General features: G+C 58.9%; 21 protein-coding genes. 13 read left to right on the plus strand and 8 right to left on the minus strand.

Annotated elements, in window-relative coordinates; genetic code table 11:
* Window positions 1-31 precede the first annotated feature (31 nt).
* On the plus strand, window positions 32-1,213 hold the full coding sequence (locus tag KBP52_RS10920; protein WP_212622734.1) for an MFS transporter: 1,182 nt from the start codon (window positions 32-34) through the stop codon (window positions 1,211-1,213).
* On the opposite strand, the gene KBP52_RS10925 is transcribed toward KBP52_RS10920, so the two are convergent.
* From KBP52_RS10925 to KBP52_RS10935, 3 genes are all read right to left on the minus strand, one after another.
* The gene (locus tag KBP52_RS10925; protein ID WP_212623123.1) at window positions 1,158-2,090 is read right to left on the minus strand and encodes a DMT family transporter; all 933 of its coding nucleotides are present in this window, start codon (window positions 2,088-2,090) and stop codon (window positions 1,158-1,160) included. The genes KBP52_RS10920 and KBP52_RS10925 overlap by 56 nt on opposite strands.
* Window positions 2,091-2,333: 243 nt before the next feature.
* A complete protein-coding gene (locus tag KBP52_RS10930) occupies window positions 2,334-2,738 on the minus strand; it encodes a DUF2177 family protein (RefSeq protein WP_116028901.1) in 405 nt (134 codons plus the stop codon).
* A gap of 103 nt (window positions 2,739-2,841) precedes the next feature.
* The gene (locus KBP52_RS10935) at window positions 2,842-3,678 is read right to left on the minus strand and encodes a S1-like domain-containing RNA-binding protein (protein WP_077571586.1); all 837 of its coding nucleotides are present in this window, start codon (window positions 3,676-3,678) and stop codon (window positions 2,842-2,844) included.
* Between the two features lie 340 nt (window positions 3,679-4,018).
* Between KBP52_RS10935 and KBP52_RS10940 the strand changes: the two genes are divergently transcribed.
* From KBP52_RS10940 to KBP52_RS10950, 3 genes are all read left to right on the plus strand, one after another.
* Entirely contained in the window at window positions 4,019-4,207 is a 189-nt protein-coding gene (locus KBP52_RS10940; RefSeq protein ID WP_016985943.1) for a hypothetical protein, read from the plus strand.
* A gap of 206 nt (window positions 4,208-4,413) precedes the next feature.
* Window positions 4,414-5,130: a TorF family putative porin gene (locus KBP52_RS10945; protein WP_034153217.1), complete on the plus strand. Its 717-nt coding sequence runs from the start codon at window positions 4,414-4,416 to the stop codon at window positions 5,128-5,130.
* Window positions 5,131-5,208: 78 nt separating this feature from the next.
* Window positions 5,209-6,078 carry a DUF6279 family lipoprotein gene (locus KBP52_RS10950; RefSeq protein WP_212622735.1) on the plus strand — a complete coding sequence of 290 codons (870 nt, stop codon included), beginning with the start codon at window positions 5,209-5,211 and terminating at the stop codon, window positions 6,076-6,078.
* A gap of 122 nt (window positions 6,079-6,200) precedes the next feature.
* Here the strand turns inward: KBP52_RS10950 and KBP52_RS10955 are convergent, their stop codons facing one another.
* Window positions 6,201-6,593, minus strand: a complete 393-nt coding sequence (locus tag KBP52_RS10955; RefSeq protein ID WP_116028899.1) for a transcriptional regulator — start codon at window positions 6,591-6,593, stop codon at window positions 6,201-6,203.
* Between the two features lie 176 nt (window positions 6,594-6,769).
* Between KBP52_RS10955 and KBP52_RS10960 the strand changes: the two genes are divergently transcribed.
* The 4 genes from KBP52_RS10960 to KBP52_RS10975 all read left to right on the plus strand — a co-directional run bounded on the left by KBP52_RS10960 (window position 6,770) and on the right by KBP52_RS10975 (window position 9,345).
* On the plus strand, window positions 6,770-7,504 hold the full coding sequence (locus tag KBP52_RS10960; RefSeq protein ID WP_212622736.1) for a thioredoxin family protein: 735 nt from the start codon (window positions 6,770-6,772) through the stop codon (window positions 7,502-7,504).
* 107 nt (window positions 7,505-7,611) lie between these two features.
* Window positions 7,612-7,887: a hypothetical protein gene (locus tag KBP52_RS10965; RefSeq protein WP_212622737.1), complete on the plus strand. Its 276-nt coding sequence runs from the start codon at window positions 7,612-7,614 to the stop codon at window positions 7,885-7,887.
* 261 nt (window positions 7,888-8,148) lie between these two features.
* Window positions 8,149-8,733: a papain-like cysteine protease family protein gene (locus KBP52_RS10970; protein ID WP_150795646.1), complete on the plus strand. Its 585-nt coding sequence runs from the start codon at window positions 8,149-8,151 to the stop codon at window positions 8,731-8,733.
* Window positions 8,734-8,745: 12 nt separating this feature from the next.
* Window positions 8,746-9,345 (plus strand): hypothetical protein, encoded by a 600-nt coding sequence (locus tag KBP52_RS10975; protein WP_212622738.1) that lies wholly within the window; start codon window positions 8,746-8,748, stop codon window positions 9,343-9,345.
* A gap of 55 nt (window positions 9,346-9,400) precedes the next feature.
* Here the strand turns inward: KBP52_RS10975 and KBP52_RS10980 are convergent, their stop codons facing one another.
* Entirely contained in the window at window positions 9,401-10,741 is a 1,341-nt protein-coding gene (locus KBP52_RS10980) for a DEAD/DEAH box helicase (RefSeq protein WP_007914470.1), read from the minus strand.
* Window positions 10,742-10,932: 191 nt separating this feature from the next.
* On the opposite strand from KBP52_RS10980, the gene KBP52_RS10985 reads away from it, so the two are divergent.
* Complete coding sequence (locus KBP52_RS10985) at window positions 10,933-12,231, plus strand: mechanosensitive ion channel family protein (protein ID WP_212622739.1); 1,299 nt, start codon at window positions 10,933-10,935, stop codon at window positions 12,229-12,231.
* A gap of 109 nt (window positions 12,232-12,340) precedes the next feature.
* On the opposite strand, the gene KBP52_RS10990 is transcribed toward KBP52_RS10985, so the two are convergent.
* The 3 genes from KBP52_RS10990 to KBP52_RS11000 all read right to left on the minus strand — a co-directional run bounded on the left by KBP52_RS10990 (window position 12,341) and on the right by KBP52_RS11000 (window position 14,695).
* Window positions 12,341-13,207 (minus strand): carboxylate/amino acid/amine transporter, encoded by an 867-nt coding sequence (locus KBP52_RS10990; RefSeq protein ID WP_212622740.1) that lies wholly within the window; start codon window positions 13,205-13,207, stop codon window positions 12,341-12,343.
* A 344-nt stretch (window positions 13,208-13,551) separates the two neighbouring features.
* Window positions 13,552-14,151 carry an FMN-dependent NADH-azoreductase gene (locus KBP52_RS10995; RefSeq protein ID WP_116028893.1) on the minus strand — a complete coding sequence of 200 codons (600 nt, stop codon included), beginning with the start codon at window positions 14,149-14,151 and terminating at the stop codon, window positions 13,552-13,554.
* Between the two features lie 229 nt (window positions 14,152-14,380).
* A complete protein-coding gene (locus KBP52_RS11000) occupies window positions 14,381-14,695 on the minus strand; it encodes a 3-phosphoglycerate kinase (protein WP_077571578.1) in 315 nt (104 codons plus the stop codon).
* A 49-nt stretch (window positions 14,696-14,744) separates the two neighbouring features.
* Here KBP52_RS11000 and KBP52_RS11005 point away from each other — a divergent pair, with 49 nt between their 5' ends.
* The 4 genes from KBP52_RS11005 (at window position 14,745) to KBP52_RS11020 (ending at window position 18,976) form a co-directional block, all read left to right on the plus strand.
* A complete protein-coding gene (locus KBP52_RS11005; RefSeq protein WP_007914443.1) occupies window positions 14,745-15,668 on the plus strand; it encodes a LysR family transcriptional regulator in 924 nt (307 codons plus the stop codon).
* A 14-nt stretch (window positions 15,669-15,682) separates the two neighbouring features.
* Window positions 15,683-16,486 carry an alpha/beta hydrolase gene (locus tag KBP52_RS11010; protein WP_077571577.1) on the plus strand — a complete coding sequence of 268 codons (804 nt, stop codon included), beginning with the start codon at window positions 15,683-15,685 and terminating at the stop codon, window positions 16,484-16,486.
* 3 nt (window positions 16,487-16,489) lie between these two features.
* Complete coding sequence (locus KBP52_RS11015) at window positions 16,490-17,053, plus strand: peptidylprolyl isomerase (RefSeq protein ID WP_077571576.1); 564 nt, start codon at window positions 16,490-16,492, stop codon at window positions 17,051-17,053.
* 90 nt (window positions 17,054-17,143) lie between these two features.
* Window positions 17,144-18,976, plus strand: coding sequence for an ABC transporter ATP-binding protein (locus KBP52_RS11020; protein WP_077571575.1), 1,833 nt, complete (start codon window positions 17,144-17,146; stop codon window positions 18,974-18,976).
* Window positions 18,977-19,239: the final 263 nt, after the last annotated feature.

The raw sequence follows: 19,239 nt of genomic DNA on the forward strand, positions 1-19,239 counted from the left end.
CGGTCATTGATCCTTCCAAGGAATCCCGACCATGTCGCCTCTGATTCGCTTATCCGCTTGCTTCGTTGCCTTGATGATGGCCATGGGCATCGGGCGTTTCGCCCTCACCCCGCAAATGCCGCACCTGCTCAGCGAAGGCCAGATCGATCTGACGGCCGCCGGTCTGATTGCCGCGGCCAACTACCTCGGCTACTTGCTGGGCGCGGTGGATGCGATGTTCGCGCATCGCCCGCAACAGGTGCAGCGGCGCCTGCATGGAGGCCTGTGGTTGTGCGTGCTGCTGACGCTGGCGTCGTTCTGGGCCAATGGATTCTGGTCACACTTGGTGCTGCGCTTCGGCACCGGGGTGGCGAGCGCCTGGGTTCTGGTGATGATCACGTCTTTAAGCCAACCCTTGGCAGCGGCGGCAGGTCGGCCACGGTTGGGTGCCCTGGTATTTGCCGGACCGGGTTTGGGGATTTTTCTCACGGGTTTATTGGCGCTGGTCTCACATCTGTTGCAGCAGACGTCCGCAACGTTGTGGCTGATTTATGCAACGGCTGCGCTGGTGATGATGTTGGGGGTCTGGCGTCTGCTGCCAACACCTGTCGCAACGCCGACGGTGGCTGCAGCGCCGGTCAGTCCATCGAATCGGGGCATTGGTCGGCTGGCGGGAATTTATGCGCTGTACGGCGTCGGCTACATCATTCCGGCGACCTTCCTCTCGCAAATGGCCAATGCGCAGTTTCACGGGGAATGGCAGGCAGACCTGTTCTGGCCTTGTTTCGGTCTGGCCGCGGCGCTTGGCGTGTTGCTGGTGAGCCTGCGGCGTCACGATCCCGCAACCACCCGTCACTGGTTGATGGCGACGCTGTGGCTGCAAGCGGCCGGCGTGTTCGCCTGTCTACTGGGCAGCGGCCTTGGCCTCGCACTCGGGGTGATCCTCTGCGGCACGCCATTTCTGGCTTGCATGCAATTGGTCATGCAGCGCTCGCGGGAACTGGCGCCACATGCCACGCAACGCAATGCCGGGATGCTTACCGCCTGCTTCGCCGTCGGCCAACTCAGCGGCCCTCTATTGGCAGCGCTGAGCAGCCATTTCAGCGGTGGCCTGCATCCGGCGCTGGTGATCGCCGGCAGCGGTTTATTGATTGCCGGCGGTCTGGCGATGCAATCGACTAACGCTGACCCAGCGCTTTGCGCAAACGCCGACGCAGCCACTGCTCGGCGCTGACAAACGTGATGCCGAGCAGCACCAGCACGGCGCCGAGGACGAAGTTAACCGTCAATTGTTCGCCGAGCAGCAATACGCCAAAGGTCACGCCGAACAGCGGCGTCATAAACGAAAACACCGCGAGGTTGGCTGCCAGATAACGGCGCAGCAGCCAGAACCAGATCAGGTAGCTGAAGAACGACACCACCAGGCCCTGGAACAGCACGCTGGCCACCGCCACGGGGGTCAGGCTGACGTGGGTGATCTGGCCGCTGAACAGCGCAATCAGCAGCAGGCCGAGGAAGCCGACGATCAACTGATAGAACAAGGTCAGCGTCACCGGTGCTTCCGACAGCCGTGAGGCGCGCACCACCACCGTGGTCGCGCCCCAACAGGCGCCAGCCAACACGCCAAAGGCATCGCCGAGCAGCATGCGCCGGTCGAGGTTGTCCCACGACACGCCGCCGGCGAAGGCAATTGCAATGCCGATGAACGCGAGCAAAATGCCCAGCCATTGCAACGGTCGCAGGCGCTCACTGGCCAGCAGAAAATGCACGCCCAACGCGGTGAAGATCGGCGCGGTGTAGAGGAACACCGACATGTGTGCAGCCGTGGTCAGTTGCAGACCTTCAGCGATAAAAAGGAATTCCAGACCGAACAGCGCACCAGCCAGCAAGCCGCCGCGCCAGGTGTTGCCGACCTGATCCCAGCCGCCCTTCCAGCAGATCAGCAACCCCACCAGCAACGCAGAGATCCCCGAGCGCGCGGCCGCTTGCATGACAGGCGCGATGTCCGGCGCCGCCCATTTGATCATCACTTGCTGCACGCCCCAGATCAGGCAGAGGCCGATCATCACCTGCAAGGCAAAACTGTCGGCATTGCGCCGCTCGACAATCACCGCAACACCTCGAACACACACAACATGGCAGGCCATCCAATGGTCAGAAAACAGTGCTGGGGATTATCAATCAGTCGGGCGGAAAAAACGCGTCTAGAAAAGACATTTAGTGCTTCAGTGGCGGCAGTGGTGAATGGCTGTCGGCTGCGCCGCCATTCGCGAGCAGGCTCGCTCCCACAAGTGGAATGCATTTCCCTGTGGGAGCGAGCCTGCTCGCGAATAGGCCGGCACTGCCAACACACATTACCGAGCAGACTTGCCAAACCTTTTGCTCACCAAAAACCCGACAATACAAGCCATAGCAGTAGCAAACGTCCCCCACGCCCAATCCATCAGCGTCACCTGCACCGACCACCCGCGCAACGTCGCCCAATTGGTCAGGTCATAGGTGCCGTAAGCTATCAGCCCTAACAACGCGCCCCGCTTCGCCGCCCATTGCCATGTCACGGCCGGCGTCACCACAAACACCACGCAGCCAAAAACATACAGGCAATAAAAAACCGCTGCCGGAACCAGCAGCGGTTTTTCGAGCATCAGCGGACCGAGCAGTTCGCGATAGGTCGGCGCCATCAACAGGCCGAGCCAGAGACCGTCGAGCAACAGAAACGCAATCAGCGTCGCAACATAGGCAACCAGAGACTTCTTCATCACACCCGCCCTCATGTAGGAGCTGCCGCAGGCTGCGATCTGTTGATCTTCAAAGTCAAAAGATCGCAGCCTGCGGCAGCTCTTACATGGGGCCAGCGGTGTCTCAGGTTAGTTCAATGCGATCAGCATGAATGACGATCTTGCCTTCCTTGTACAGCGCACCGATGGCCTTCTTGAAGTTGCCTTTACTGACGCCAAACAGGCTGCTGATCAGCGCCGGATCGCTCTTGTCGCTGACCGGCAGCGTGCCGCTGTTGTCGCGCAACTTGGCGAGGATCTTCGAGTTCAGACTGCTGGCCGCTTCCTGGCCAACCGGTTGCAGGCTCAGGGCGATCTTGCCGTCGGCACGGACTTCCTTGATGTAGCCCTTCTCGATCATGCCGGCGCGCATGAACTTGAAGATTTCATTCTTGTGAATCAAACCCCAGTGCTTGTTGTTGATGATCGCCTTGAAGCCCATGTCGGTGGCTTCGGCAACCAGCAGATCAACTTCCTGGCCCTGGCTGTAGTTGGCCGGGGTCTTGTCGAGGTAGCGATCCAGACGCGCAGTGGCGGTGATGCGGCGGGTGTGCTTGTCGAGGTAGACGTGCACCACGCAGTATTCGCCGGCGGTCATCTGGCGCTTTTCTTCGGAATACGGCAGCAACAGATCCTTCGGCAGCCCCCAATCGAGAAACACACCGATGCTGTTGACTTCAACGACTTTCAGGCTGGCAAACTCACCGACCTGAACTTTCGGTTTTTCCGTGGTAGCGAGAAGTTTGTCTTCGCTGTCCAGATAAACAAATACGTTGAGCCAATCTTCATCTTCGGTCGGAATATCTTTCGGAATATAACGATTAGGCAAAAGAATCTCGCCGTCAGCACCGCCGTCCAGATATAAACCGAAGTTAGTGTGTTTAACCACTTGCAAACTGTTGTAACGCCCGACTAAAGCCATTTCCAGAACCCTCATTGCGTGGGCGGCATTCTACCCGTTTTTGTGCTGGCCGTCGGGCGGCAGATCCGCACGCGTCGGAATTCTGCGCAACGCCTTGATTTTCCTTGTGTGCGGCTGGGTTGAGGTGCCGCTCGTCTGGCAGGCAGCACCGCTCGCGGCTGAGTATTTCAATGCCGCCCAGCCCAAATGTTCTTATTTAAAACAGCAGGTTAGCCGGATATATCGAATATTCAATCGAGAATAATGCAGCACAGCGCTGGGTTATTCCGGGGGATATTTACCAAGCAATTGTCAAGTTATTCCTGTACGATGCCTGGCCGAGTTACTTTTCTACAGGTTAATGGCCGCCATGCGTGTAAAAGCATCCACCAGCAAAGCAAAGCCAGCTCCAGCCGTTGAAACCAGCGAATCGATCAACGATCAGATCGCAGCGTTCCTCAAGTCTGGTGGCGAGATCCAGCAAATTGCCAAAGGCGTCAGTGGCCAGACATTCGGCCCGTCCAAGCAGATCAGCCTGGGCAAGAAGTAACACCCGGTTTTACACCCGTCCAGAGGCGCTTTGAGCTTCGAAGCGTCTGGACTGGCACCGTGCAACATCCCTCCCTTTTAAACAAAAATCCTTGTAAATCGACGAACGGCCTTCAATGCCGATCATTCGCCGGTATCCTTGCACGCGTCTAGATCAAGCGTTTCAGCAGGCCCGCCGTCCTGCGCTCGCCGTTCATGGAGTGACGCATGCGCAAATCTTCCTGTTTATTGCTCGCAAGCCTGATGGCCGGCTCGACCGCGCACGCACAGATTTTCCAGCGTGAACTGGGCGACTTCGATCTCAAACTCGGCACCACACCGACGCGCAGCATGGCCCAGGGTCTGGTCAAACCGGCAGCAGTCGGCTCGTTCCACGGCGGCCTCGACCTGAGCCACGACAGCGGCCTCTATGTCGGCCAGTACGCACCGAGTATGGGCATCAGCCCTGGCAAGAACCTCGAGATCGACTCCTACGTCGGCTTTAAACAGCCTTTCGATCAGACCCTTGGCTATGAAGTCGGCATGATCCACTACAGCTATCCCAAGGTAGATACCCTCGACAGCCAGGAGCTGTTCGGTGGCCTGACCTTGCTCGGCAGTCGTTTCGGCGTGGCCTTCAGCAACGACCCGGACAAACAGAACAACACCTTGTTTGCCGATCTTGGCGGCAACCAGCCATTCGGCATCGGCGTCAGTATGAAATACACCACCCACCAACTGAACACGCCCGTCGCCGTGGACGGTGGTTATGTCGGCAGTTTCACCGATTGGTCGGTGAAATTGTCCCGGCCGTTCATGGGGGTCGACCTCGACCTGATCTACAGCAACTCCAGCCTCAGCGGCAGTGATTGCTCAGCCTATTCCGGGCACAACAGCGAGTGCGACGGTCTCGTCACCCTCAAGGCTGCCCGCGCGTTCTATTGATCGGCTGAACTGCCGGGTTCATTCTGCGTTCACATAGGAATCAGTCCCTCGAAGCCAGGCTCACGCAAGGATTCGCCCATGTCTCGCTGGTTCAAACACATCGCCGCACTACTGATCTTCACCCTCGCCCTCGGCGCTTGCAGTCGCGTCGGACTGGCCTATCGCAATCTTGACGTGATCATTCCGTGGACGCTCGGCGATTACCTGGACATGAACGGCGAGCAGAAAGACTGGTTCAACGAACGCCTCAAGGACCACCTGAGCTGGCATTGCACCACGCAATTGCCGGGCTATCTGGACTGGCTTGATCGCCTGCAAACCATGGTCGAAACCAATCAGGTCACCGATGCCGCGTTACAGGCGCGCACTGCGGAAGCCAAGCAGGCGATTGCCGAAACCGCTCGAGAGATCACCCCGTCGGCGATCGAGTTGCTGCAAGGGCTGGATGACAAACAGGTCGCCGAAATGAATGACGCGTTTGCCAAGGATCTGCGCAAACGTCAGCAGGAATACCTCAAGCCGCCGCTTGATCAACAAATTGCCGAGCGTGGCGCACGAATGGTTAAACGCTTGAATGACTGGCTCGGCCCCTTGAGCGCCACCCAGGAACAGCGGGTCATGGCGTGGTCGACCGCCCTGGGCGATCAGTACACCCAATGGATCGCCAATCGCGCCCATTGGCAGAAGCAATTCAGTGCCGCCGTCGCACAACGCAAAAGCCCCGAATTCCCACAGAGAATCGAGACACTTCTGGTCAATCGCGAGAGCTTATGGACAGCGGATTACCGCAAGGCCTTCGCCGAAACTGAAGCGCAGGGACGCTCGCTGGCGGTGGATTTGATGGCCCAAAGTACGCCGCAACAGCGTCAGCGGTTGTTGAAGAAGATCGAGGGTGTGCGTAAAGACTTCAACGACCTCAAGTGCCTCAAGGCCGCGCAAAAAACCTGAACATACCCGAATCCAATGTAGGAGTGAGCCTGCTCGCGATAGCGGACTTCCAGTGACATCAATGTTGACTGGAAGACCGCTATCGCGAGCAGGCTCACTCCTACAGGGGGATCTGCGTAAACTCAGGCGATCTGGGCTTTGGAAGCCACTTCATCAAACGTCGCCTCGGCCAGCGGATCCTCCTGCTCATCCAGCACCTGACGCGGGTGATCATTGCCGGGAATGCTGCTGTCGATCAGGCTCAGCAGGCTGGAACCGCGTGGTGTCAGGACAAAATTGTTTCCGGTGCTGCCCTCCTCATCCGGGCGCGGTGCAATGTAACCGCGCAGGAGCAACAACCTTTCATAGTCGCAGGCCAGCGTTTTCAGGTGATCAAGGTTCTCGATCGGCTCGCCGGCGCTGGCTTTCGCCGCCGCATAGTCTTCGGCGTAGGCGCGAGGGGCAAAACTGTGGCCGGCGCTGTTCTGCACTTCATGGAGCAAGCGTTCAATCAAATCCCAGTTATAAGTCGTCATCCTGATACAACCTCCGGTGCGCGTGATTAATGGCGCGTTCATAGGTTGTGACCGGAGTGGCTCGCAGCCGTTCAGCCGCATTTCCCGCAGCGACCGACCGGCGGTCTGTCGATTTCCAGCAGGGTTAAACGACTAGTCTGAAACAGACGGTTTCAACCCCCGCAGGAGAAATCATCATGAACGTTGAGAATCATCCGGTGGTATCGCGCGAAGAATGGCTCGCCGCCCGTAAGCAACACCTCGCCGACGAAAAAGCCTTCACCAAGGAACGCGACCGCCTCAGCGCTGAACGTCGCGCGCTGCCGTGGGTAAAGGTCGACAAGGACTACCACTTTCAGGGGCCCAACGGCGGATTGAAGCTGGCTGACCTGTTCGGCAAACACAGCCAATTGGTGGTTTACCACTTCATGTTTGCCAAGGATTGGGAGGAAGGGTGCCAGGGTTGCTCGTTCCTCAGCGACCATATCGACGGTGCCAATCAGCATCTGGCGCATCACGACATCGCCGTTGTGGCTGTTTCTCACGCCCCCTTCAACGAGTTCCAGGACTTTAAACGGCGCATGGGCTGGAAGTTTGACTGGGTGTCGTCAGAGGGTTGCGACTTCAACTATGACTTCGGCGTGTGCGCCCGGGCAGAAGATGTCGCGGCGGGAAAGGCTACCTACAACTACGAAAAAACTGACAGCGCCGAGGAAGAAATGCCCGGGCTGAGCGTGTTTTATCGCGACACGAATGGCGACATCTTCCACACCTATTCAACGTATGCGCGTGGCCTCGACATGCTGGTCGGCGCCTACAACTACCTTGATCTCACGCCCAAGGGCAGGAATGAGGACGAGATCATGGAGTGGGTTCGGCATCATGATCGCTATGCGCCAGCGACAAAATCCAGTTGCTGCCACGGAAACTGAAAGCCTTTTGTAGGAGCGAGCAAGCTCGCCCCCACAGAGTCTGAACTTTTCGCCAGTCTCGCCGCTCAACCGGTTAACCGCCTTAACCGGAACTGAGGCCTGCCCCGATGAAAACCCTGATCAAGCTCACCCTCGCCGCCACCCTCGCCTGCGCCCTGCCCGTCTGGGCCTGCACGCCTGAAGAAGCCACCGCCAAGCGCGAACAATTGGCCAAGGTAGTCTCGAAACTGACCGAGCAGAATCCGGCCAAGGCCAAAGAGATCAATGCCGAATTGCAGAAGATGGATCTGGGCACGGCCAGCAAGGATCTGCCGGACAAGTGCCAGTTGATTGATCAGCGGCTGAAAGAACTGAATTCTGCCGAGAAGAAGACCGAGGGCTAACAGCAAGATCAAAAGATCGCAGCCTGCGGCAGCTCCTACATAACCCCCTGTAGAGCTGCCGAAGGCTGCGATCTTTTGCCACCGAAAATGCATTAATGCATTTATTTATTTGCATTAACGCATATCTCTGGCTAGGGTTACCTCGAGCAAGGAGATCGGAACCAACCACAGAAGATGGCAACCGTTAAGCACCGATCGCTCGGCAACACCGCACCACCCATACAAGCTGGACGCTTGTTTTCACTCATGGAGGATTGAAAAATGTTAACCACAGCAGCAACACAATTCACCGGCGAATCACTGCCAAGGTGCCTGGCCGGTCACCTGCTCGACCCGCAACTCGCCGAAGTCGAAGCCGCTGAACAACTCAGTGCCCGCGCCGCTGGCAGCCTCAACTTCAACATGCAGAAACAGACTCAGACCAACTGGTGCTGGGCGGCAGTTTCCGCCTCGGTCGGCAACTATTACGGCACCGGCAACTGGACGCAGTGCGGCGTGGCCAGCACCCAGCTCGATCGCAATTGCTGCAATCAGCCGGGGCCGTGCAACGTTTACGGCTATCTGGATTCGGCCCTGCAAACCACCCGCAGCTACAACGGCATGAATCAGGGTTCGCTACAGATGTCGGCCATTCAGAACCAGATCAGCATGGGGCGCCCGGTCGGCCTGCGCTGCGCGTGGTACGGCGGCGGTGCGCATTTCCTGACGATTTACGGCACCAACGGCGATTACCTGTTGGTCGCGGATTCGATCTACGGCTACTCGACCCGCGCACTGAACGCGTTCCCGCGTGCCTATAACGGCGGCGGCAACTGGACGCACACTTACTTCACCGTGAAAAACTAGGAGGGCGACATCATGCAACTGACTTATCCAAAGGCGCCTTCCAACGGCGTACAGACCTTGCGTCCGGCGCTGCAAGCCGCTTTGCAAACCCAGGGCTTTGGCGCCAATCGCCAGTTCGCCAACGCAGCACCTGCGAAGATCAGCCTCAGCGAGGCCTATCGCGGCTATTCGCTGAATCTGGAGGACCTGAGCCAAGGCAAAGGCCTGAAGGATGCCCGCCTCGGCGACTGGCATTACCTGGTGTTTGCCGACGGCGTGACGATTGCCGATGCGCAATTGGCCGAAGTTCGCGGGCATGTCGAGTTCGCCTCGTTGAACCACGGCGATCACGCCGCAGCTACGGTGGGTGCGCTGAAAATGGCGGAACAAGCGCCGCAATTGCAGGGCAAAACCGTTGAGCTGCGCGTGCTGTTTGTCTCGGCACTGCACGTTGTGGCGATCTGGCTGCATACCGACGGTGAAGATGTGCTGATCCCGATCGAGCCGACGCCCAAGGAATTGGCGGTTACCGGGTTGTACAGCGAAGCAGCACTGCTCGCCGCATTGAAACCGGCGGCTGATCAGGCCAAGCGGCGCTTTGACACCGACACCAGTGGCCAGCTCGGCAACTGATGGACGAAAAAAAAACCGGACACTGTCCGGTTTTTTTATACACGTCTGAAACGCCTTACTCAGCCGCAGGCTCTGCCGGCTTACGACGCTTCAGCGGCGCCATGCCGTCGCTGCTCACCAACGAGTCCGGCTTCGGACGGTTGGCACTCTTGCGCTTGGTCGGCGTCTTCGCGGCAGTTTTCTTCTTGTCACCCTTGGCGTCAGTCTTTTTCTTCTTCACGCCAACGGCTTTGCCCGAGGCCTTGACCTTTTTCGGCCCGCCGTAGGTGCCTTTGACTTCCTTGATGGTACGGCGCTCGAAGCTCTGCTTCAGGTAGCGCTCGATGCTCGACATCAGGTTCCAGTCGCCGTGGCAGATCAGCGAGATCGCCAGGCCATCGTTACCGGCACGGCCAGTACGACCGATGCGGTGAACGTATTCGTCGCCGCTGCGGGGCATGTCGAAGTTGATCACCAGATCCAGACCATCGACGTCCAGACCACGGGCCGCGACGTCGGTAGCGACCAGAATCTTCACGCCGCCCTGCTTCAGACGGTCGATCGCCAGTTTGCGATCCTTCTGGTCTTTCTCGCCGTGCAGCACGAACGCTTTGTATTCCTGAGCCACAAGACGACCGTAGATGCGGTCGGCCATGGCGCGGGTGTTGGTGAAGACGATGGCCTTCTGATAGGTCTCGTTGGCCAGCAGCCAGTTCACAATCTGCTCTTTGTGCTGATTGTGGTCGGCGGTGATGATTTGCTGACGGGTCGTCGAGTTCAGCTGGCTGACCGCGTTGAGCTGCAAGTGCTCAGGGTTGTTCAGCACCTTGCCGATCATGTCGCGCAGGCCGGAACCGCCGGTGGTGGCGGAAAACAGCATGGTCTGCTGACGGTTCGGGCATTCGTCGACCAGACGCTGGACGTCTTCGGCGAAACCCATGTCGAGCATGCGGTCGGCTTCGTCAAGCACCAGCACTTCGACTTCTTTGAGGTCGAGGTTGCCGGCATTGAGTTGCTCGATCATCCGGCCCGGGGTGCCGATGAGGATGTCCGGCACTTTGCGCAGCATCGCCGCCTGGACCTTGAAGTCTTCACCGCCAGTGATCAGTCCGGACTTGATGAAAGTGAACTGCGAAAAGCGCTCAACTTCCTTCAGCGTCTGCTGGGCCAGCTCGCGGGTCGGCAGCAGGATCAGCGTCTTGATGCTGACGCGAACCTTGGCCGGGCCGATCAGGCGATTGAGGATTGGCAGAACGAAAGCGGCGGTTTTGCCGCTACCGGTTTGCGCCGTCACCCGCAGATCACGCCCTTGGAGCGCCAGCGGAATGGCCGCGGCTTGCACAGGCGTTGGCTCGACAAATTTCAGCTCGGCCACAGCTTTAAGCAGGCGTTCGTGCAGGGCGAATTGGGAAAACACGGGTGCTACCTCGAAGATATGCAAAAAAACAGCTGCATAGGTTACCGGTTTCGAGCGCTCAGGCCGAGTTTCTTTATACAAACGGACGTAATCAGTGGCTTTTTTGTTGCTCGATTTGTCTTCAACGGTAATACACGGCGGCTTAAATGCTCTAATCACCCATCGCGTCTTACAGAAGAATCGTTGCTCATATGGATTTCAAACAGCTCTGGCTCAACGCCCAGGACCTCTGGGGCACCCTCGAACAGCATCCGCTCTTGCAGGCCGGCCTCGCCCTGACGCTGCTGCTGGTCATCGCGCTGGTGCTCGGACGAGTGGCGCGTTACCTGATCCTGCACGCCAGCCGCATGCTCGGGCGCCAGCCGGCGCTGCACTGGATCAATGACTTTCGCCACAACAAGGTGTTTCAGCGCCTGGCGCAGATGACGCCATCGCTGGTGATCCAGTTCGGCCTGCATCTGGTGCCGGAACTGAGCAAAACTGCAACGACCTTTCTCGGCAATGTGGCGTTGTCGTTCACCATCCTGTTCCTGCTGCTGTCGGTCAGCGCCCTGCTCAATGCCCTGCTCGACATCTATGCACGCACCGAACACGCCCGCACGCGCTCGATCAAGGGCTACGTGCAACTGGCGAAAATGGTCTTGTACGTGTTTGGCGCGATCATCATCGTCGCGACGTTGATCGACCGTTCACCGCTGTTGCTGCTGTCCGGTCTGGGTGCGATGTCGGCGGTGATTCTGTTGGTCTACAAGGACACGCTGCTGTCGTTCGTTGCCAGCGTGCAGTTGACCAGCAACGACATGTTGCGCGTAGGCGACTGGATCGAGATGCCGCAAGTCGGCGCCGATGGCGATGTGGTCGACATCACCCTGCACACGGTCAAGGTGCAGAATTTTGATAAAACCATCGTCTCGATCCCGACCTGGCGGCTGATGTCCGAGTCGTTCAAGAACTGGCGCGGCATGCAGCAATCCGGCGGGCGGCGGATCAAGCGCAGCCTGTTCATCGATGCCAGCGGTGTGCGTTTCATCCGCGATGACGAAGAGGAAAAGCTCTCCCAGGTGCACCTGCTCACCGACTACATGAGCCGCAAGAAAGCCGAACTCAAGGCTTGGAACGAGGCGCAGGGCAATGTCGCGGCAATGTCAGCCAACCGCCGACGCATGACCAATATCGGCACCTTCCGCGCCTATGCACTGGCGTATCTGAAGAGCCATCCGGAGATTCAGCCGAACATGACCTGCATGGTCCGCCAGATGCAGACCACGGCGCAGGGCATTCCGCTGGAGATCTACTGCTTCACCCGCACCACGGCGTGGGCCGATTACGAGCGGATTCAGGGGGATATTTTCGATTATCTGCTGGCGGTGCTGCCGGAGTTCGGGCTGAGTCTGTATCAGCAGCCGAGTGGTGGGGATTTGCGCTCTGGATTGCTGCCGGCGGTGCTCGGCGCGGCCAGTATTCCCGAGCCGCAGAAACATCTCATGTAACCCCACCGATCAAAACTGTAGGAGTGAGCCTGCTCGCGATAGCGGTGTGTCAGACAAATCCATATTGACTGATACACCGCTATCGCGAGCAGGCTCACTCCTACAGGGGTTACGCGGTGGCTGGGGATTTGCGGATGCCCAGTCGGCTGATCCATACGGCGGCGAGGATGACGCTGCCGCCGAGGAACAACCGCCCCAGTTCCTCATGCTGATTCCAGATCAGCAAATTCAGCAGCAAGCCCACCGGCACGTGCAGGTTGTTCATCACCGCCAGCGTGCCGCCGTTGACCATGCACGCGCCCTTGTTCCACCAGTACATGCCCAACGCGGTCGAGACCAGGCCGAGGAACAGCAAAACGCCCCACTGCAGCGGCGCTTCCGGGAGGAAGTTGGCTTTGCCGAACATCAGGAATGCCGGCAGCACCACCGCCAGCGCGCCGAGGTAGAAGAAGCCGAAACGCCGGTAATGCGGCAGGTCGCTCGGGTGTTTCGCCACCAGATGCTTGTACATCACCTGTCCAGCGGCGTAGGTGAAGTTGGCCAGTTGCAGGAGCAGGAAGCCCATGAAGAAGTCCGGATTGATGCTGTCGAAACGAATCACCGCCGCCCCGCACACCGCCACCAGCGCAGCGATCAGCGCCCACGGGTTGAAGCGTCGGTTCAGCGCATCTTCGATCAGTGTCACGTGCAACGGCGTGAGGATGGTGAACAGCAACACCTCCGGCACCGTCAGCACGCGGAAGCTCAAGTACAGACAGACGTAAGTCACGCCGAACTGCAACGCGCCGATCACCAGCATGCCGCGCATGAACGAAGGTTCCACCGAGCGCCAGCGGGTCAACGGAATGAACACCAGCCCGGCCAGCACAACACGCACCAGCACCGCGAAGTAACTGTCGACATGACCGGCCAGGTATTCGCCGATCAGACTGAAGGAAAACGCCTGGATCAGCGTGACAAAAAGTAGATAGCCCATGCTCGCCTCGAAATCGAATGGCGGCGACGATAGCGGTTTTTGCGCAAGACCGCGAACCCTCCAACAACACAAATCCCCTGTAGGAGTGAGCCTGCTCGCGATAGCGGTTGTTCAGACACATCAGCATTGACTGACACACCGCTATCGCGAGCAGGCTCACTCCTACAGGGATCTACGTCGTTCTGTGAATCGCAGGCAAAAAAAAGCCCGATCTCGCAAATGCGTTCAATCGGGCTACAGCACTCAGGAGCAACAAGTGCAAAGGGAGGTTCGATGCGCGTAGAGCCTTGAAGGGGTTGCGCCAGGTCACTTAAACAATCGGCGATTATCTGGCGATTAACATATCAAGCGACCTGGGACAGCTTGGCGTTGGCCTGATTCAAGCCCTTCTCCTGGAAGTCGCCACCGAGGTTCATGCCTTCGGCGTGAATGAACGTCACGTCGTTGATGCCGATGAAACCCATGACCTGACGCAGGTACGGTTCCTGATGATCCGCCGGGCCGCCGGCGTAGATGCCGCCGCGAGCGGTGAGCACGTAGGCACGTTTGCCGCTGAGCAGGCCTTGCGGGCCGGTTTCGGTGTACTTGAAGGTCACGCCGGCACGCAGCACGTGGTCGAGCCAGGCCTTGAGGGTGCTCGGGATCGCAAAGTTGTACATCGGCGCGGCCATCACCAGCACGTCAGCGGCGAGCAGTTCATCGGTCAATTCGTTGGAACGATCCAGCGACGATTGCTCGTTGGCGTTGCGCTGCTCGGCGGGTTTCATCCAGCCGCCCAGCAGGTTGCTGTCCAGATGCGGAACCGGGTTCATGGCGAGGTCACGTACGGTGATCTGATCGGCAGGGTGCGCCGCTTTCCACTGACTGATGAAAGTCTGAGTCAGTTGACGGGATACCGAGTCTTGCTGGCGGGCGCTGCTTTCGATGATCAGAACGCGGGACATGGTGTGTAGCCTCCATCCGAGAATGTTGTAGGTCGATGGAGTGAAGGTTAAACAGAGTCGAATCGATGAAAAAGCGCAAATAATTGCTGCAAAGTATCGAATAATTCGTTTAGATGCTGAACCATGCTCCTGTAGGAGTGAGCCTGCTCGCGATAGCGGTGTGTCAGTTAACACAGATGTATATGACACACCGCTATCGCGAGCAGGCTCACTCCTACAGGGATCGGTGTTATTTCGGGGTGCAGGTCAGTTTGATGCGCAACTTGATGATCTCGCGGGTGAACTTGGCCGTGGCGTTTTTATGTTTGCCCGCCGGCACATCGATTGTGCGGGTGCGCGGTGCTTCCGGGCCATTGCTGAACACCGCTTTGCACGTTGCATCGACATCACCGTAGTTGGCCACCCGAATCGAGCCGATGTCGTTGTCGGTGTCGAAGGTCTCGTAGTCGATCTTCATGCCGTTGAGGTCTTTCTGCACATCGATCGGGTAGGCAAAAGCAGTCAACGGAAGCAACGCCAGCAGCACACAACAGAATTTTTTCATTCGGCAGTCTCCATGAGGGACGGCCAGCTTAGGACAAGAGGAGCTATTGATGAAAGCGCCCCGCGTGACCCTTGATCAATGGCGAACATTGCAGGCCGTGGTCGACCACGGCGGATTCGCCCAGGCCGCCGAGGCCTTGCACCGTTCGCAATCGTCGGTGAGTTACACCGTCGCCCGCATGCAGGACCAGCTCGGCGTGCCGTTGCTGCGCATCGACGGGCGCAAAGCCGTGCTCACCGAAGCCGGTGGCGTATTGCTGCGCCGTTCGCGGCAACTGGTGAAACAGGCCAGCCAACTGGAAGACCTCGCCCACCACATGGAGCAAGGTTGGGAAGCCGAGGTGCGGCTGGTAGTCGATGCGGCCTACCCGAGCGCACGGATCGTTCGCGCGCTGACCGCGTTCATGCCGCAGAGTCGCGGCTGCCGCGTGCGTTTGCGTGAGGAAGTGTTGTCAGGTGTCGAAGAAGTGCTGCTCGAAGGCGTGGCCGATCTGGCCATCACCGGCCTGAGCATTCCCGGTTACCTTGGTGCGGAACTGAGCGACGTCGAATTCGTCGCCGTCGCCCACCCCGATCACCCGCTGCATCGGCTCAATCGCGAATTGAGCTTTCAGGATCTGGAAACCCAGATGCAAGTGGTGATTCGCGACTCCGGCCGCCAGCAGCCGCGTGATGTCGGCTGGCTCGGCGCCGAGCAGCGCTGGACCGTCGGCAGCCTTGCCACGGCGGCCACGTTCGTCAGCAGCGGGCTCGGTTTTGCCTGGCTGCCACGGCATATGATCGAGCGCGAACTGAAGGATGGCTCGCTCAAGCTGCTACCGTTGGACAGGGGCGGCAACCGCAACTCCAGTTTCTATCTGTATTCGAACAAGGACAAACCCCTGGGCCCGGCCACGCAAATCCTCATCGAACTGCTGCGTACCTTCGACACCTTGCCGCTGGACGCACCGTTCGCCGCCCCTGAACAAGCCTGACACGGAGTTCACCGATGGCGTATTTCGAGCATGAAGGTTGCAACCTGCACTACGAGGAATATGGCCACGGTACGCCGTTGCTGCTGGTTCACGGGCTCGGTTCGAGCACGCTGGACTGGGAAATGCAGGTCCCGGCACTGGCCGCGCATTACCGGGTGATCGTCCCGGACATTCGCGGCCACGGGCGCTCGGACAAACCACGCGAGCGCTACAGCATTGCCGGTTTCAGTGCCGATATGCTGGCGCTGATCGAGCATCTGAATCTTGGCCCGGTGCATTACGTCGGGCTGTCGATGGGCGGGATGATCGGCTTCCAGTTCGGCGTCGATCATCCGCAAATGCTCAAGAGCCTGACCATCGTCAACAGCGCGCCCGAAGTCAAAATCCGCAGCCGCGACGATTATTGGCAGTGGTTCAAACGCTGGAGCCTGATGCGCGTGCTGAGTCTCGCGGCCATTGGCAAAGCGCTGGGCGGCAAACTTTTTCCGAAACCTGAACAAGCCGATCTGCGGCAGAAAATGGCCGAACGCTGGGCAAAAAACGACAAACGTGCTTATCTCGCCAGCTTCGATGCGATTGTTGGCTGGGGCGTTCAGGAACGACTTTCCCGGGTGACCTGTCCAACGCTCGTCATCAGCGCCGACCGTGACTACACACCGGTTGCGCTGAAAGAAACCTATGTAAAACTGCTGCCCAATGCGCGGCTGGTGGTAATCGCCGATTCGCGCCACGCCACCCCGCTTGATCAACCCGAACGCTTCAATCAAACGCTGCTGGAGTTTCTCGCCGCAGCCGATATTCAATCTCAGGATCACTGACCCATGCTGAAAAAACTCGCCCTCGCCGCTGGTACTGTGCTGTTTGCCGCCAACCTGATGGCTGCCACGCCGGCCAAAGCACCGCACGTGCTGCTGGACACCACCAACGGCCAGATCGAAATCGAACTGGACCCGGTCAAGGCGCCGATCAGTACCAAGAACTTTCTCGATTACGTCAACAGCGGTTTTTACACCAACACCATTTTCCACCGTGTGATCCCGGGCTTCATGGCTCAGGGCGGCGGTTTCACCCAGCAGATGCAACAGAAAGAGACCAAGGCACCGATCAAGAACGAAGCCAGCAATGGCCTGCACAACGTTCGCGGCACCTTGTCGATGGCGCGCACTTCCAACCCTGACTCGGCCACCAGCCAGTTCTTCATCAACGTGGCTGACAACGCGTTCCTCGATCCGGGCCGTGACGCCGGTTACGCGGTGTTCGCCAAAGTGGTCAAGGGCATGGACGTGGTCGACATCATCGTCAACTCGCAAACCACCACTAAAAGCGGCATGCAAAACGTGCCTGTCGACCCTGTGATCATCAAGTCGGCCAAAGTCATCGACTAAGCTGTACAGGGCGTATCGAGCGGCGCCGGCCTGATCCCGCGCGCCGCTCACACCGATAAAAGGAGAGCCCGTACTCCGGGCGGTTATCTGATGCTCTATCGCCGTTTCGAACAACTGATCGACATATTCCGTGAAGCCCCGACGGCGTCTCCGCCGGACCGCGTTCTCCCCTTCTACACCTATTACCTCAAGCAGGTCTGGCCGAGTTTTGCCGCCCTGCTCGTCGTCGGCCTGTTCGCCGCGTTGATCGAAGTGGCACTGTTCAGTTACCTGAGCCGCATCATCGATTTGGCCCAAGGTACGCCGAACCCGAATTTCTTCAGCGACCACGCCCTCGAACTGACGTGGATGCTGGTGGTTGCTCTGGTGCTGCGGCCGATCTTCTTCGGCCTGCATGACTTGCTGGTGCATCAGACCTTGAGTCCCGGCATGACCAGCATGATTCGCTGGCAGAACCACAGCTACGTGCTCAAACAGAGCCTGAATTTCTTCCAGAACGACTTCGCCGGGCGTATCGCCCAACGCATCATGCAGACCGGCAACTCGCTGCGTGACTCGGCGGTGCAAGCGGTCGATGCACTGTGGCACGTGGTGATCTACGCGATCAGCTCGCTGGTGTTGTTCGCCGAGGCCGACTGGCGCCTGATGATCCCGCTGCTGACGTGGATTGTCGCCTACATCGGCGCGCTGTATTACTTCGTACCGCGGGTGAAAGAGCGCTCGGTGGAAGCCTCCGACGCGCGCTCGAAACTGATGGGCCGCATCGTCGACGGCTACACCAACATCGCCACGCTGAAGCTGTTTGCCCACACCAACTTCGAACAGCATTACGCCAAGGAAGCCATCGAAGAACAGACCGTCAAAGCGCAAATGGCCGGTCGCGTGGTCACCAGCATGGACGTGGCGATCACTGCCATGAACGGCCTGCTGATCGTCGGCACGACCGCGTTGGCGCTGTGGCTGTGGACGCAGTCGCTGATCACCGTCGGCGCAATTGCCCTGGCCACGGGTCTGGTGATCCGCATCGTCAACATGTCCGGCTGGATCATGTGGGTGGTCACTGGCATTTTCGAAAACATCGGCATGGTTCAGGACGGTCTGCGCACCATCTCGCAACCGGTCAGCGTCACCGATCACGAGCAAGCCAGACCGCTGGAAGTGGCCCGTGGCGAAGTGCGCTTCGAGCACGTGGATTTTCACTACGGCAAGAAGCGCGGGATCATCGGCGACCTCAACCTGAACATCAAACCGGGCGAGAAAATCGGCTTGATCGGGCCATCAGGTGCCGGCAAATCGACGCTGGTCAACCTGCTGCTGCGCCTGTACGACGTCGAAGGCGGACGGATTATGATCGACGGCCAGAACATCGCCGAAGTCGGTCAGGAAAGCCTGCGCGCGCGGATCGGCATGATCACCCAGGACACCTCGCTGCTGCACCGTTCGATCCGCGACAACTTGCTGTACGGCAAACCCGATGCGACTGATGCCGAGTTGTGGGATGCGGTGCACAAGGCGCGCGCCGATGAGTTCATTCCGCTGTTGTCGGACGCTGAGGGCCGCACCGGTTTCGATGCGCATGTCGGTGAGCGTGGGGTGAAATTGTCCGGTGGTCAGCGTCAGCGCATTGCGATTGCGCGGGTGCTGCTCAAGGACGCGCCGATTTTGATCATGGACGAAGCGACCTCGGCGCTGGATTCGGAAGTCGAGGCAGCGATTCAGGAAAGCCTGGAAACGTTGATGCAGGGCAAAACCGTGATCGCGATTGCGCACCGTCTCTCGACGATCGCGCGCATGGATCGGCTGGTGGTGCTGGAGAACGGCAAGATTGCCGAGAGCGGCACCCATGCTGAACTGTTGGCCCATCGCGGGTTGTATGCACGGCTATGGGCGCATCAGACAGGGGGGTTTGTCGGCATCGATTGATCTCTCCAGTCACCACAAAACCCTGTAGGAGTGAGCCTGCTCGCGATAGCGGTGTGTCAGTCCCGTTAACGTCGGCTGACACACCGCTATCGCGAGCAGGCTCACTCCTACAGGTGCCATCGGCACAGGATAAAACCGCCACAACCCGCCAACCACGGGCGCTGGCGGTTTTTTTGTGGCCGCTGGAAATCCACCAAAAGCCTGCTGTACTCAGCCAAGGTTCCGGAAGGGAGCCTGTCGTAAGTCTGCAAGGATGCACAACG

It is taken from the genome of Pseudomonas sp. SCA2728.1_7 (genome assembly GCF_018138145.1).
GTDB lineage: Bacteria > Pseudomonadota > Gammaproteobacteria > Pseudomonadales > Pseudomonadaceae > Aquipseudomonas > Aquipseudomonas koreensis_A.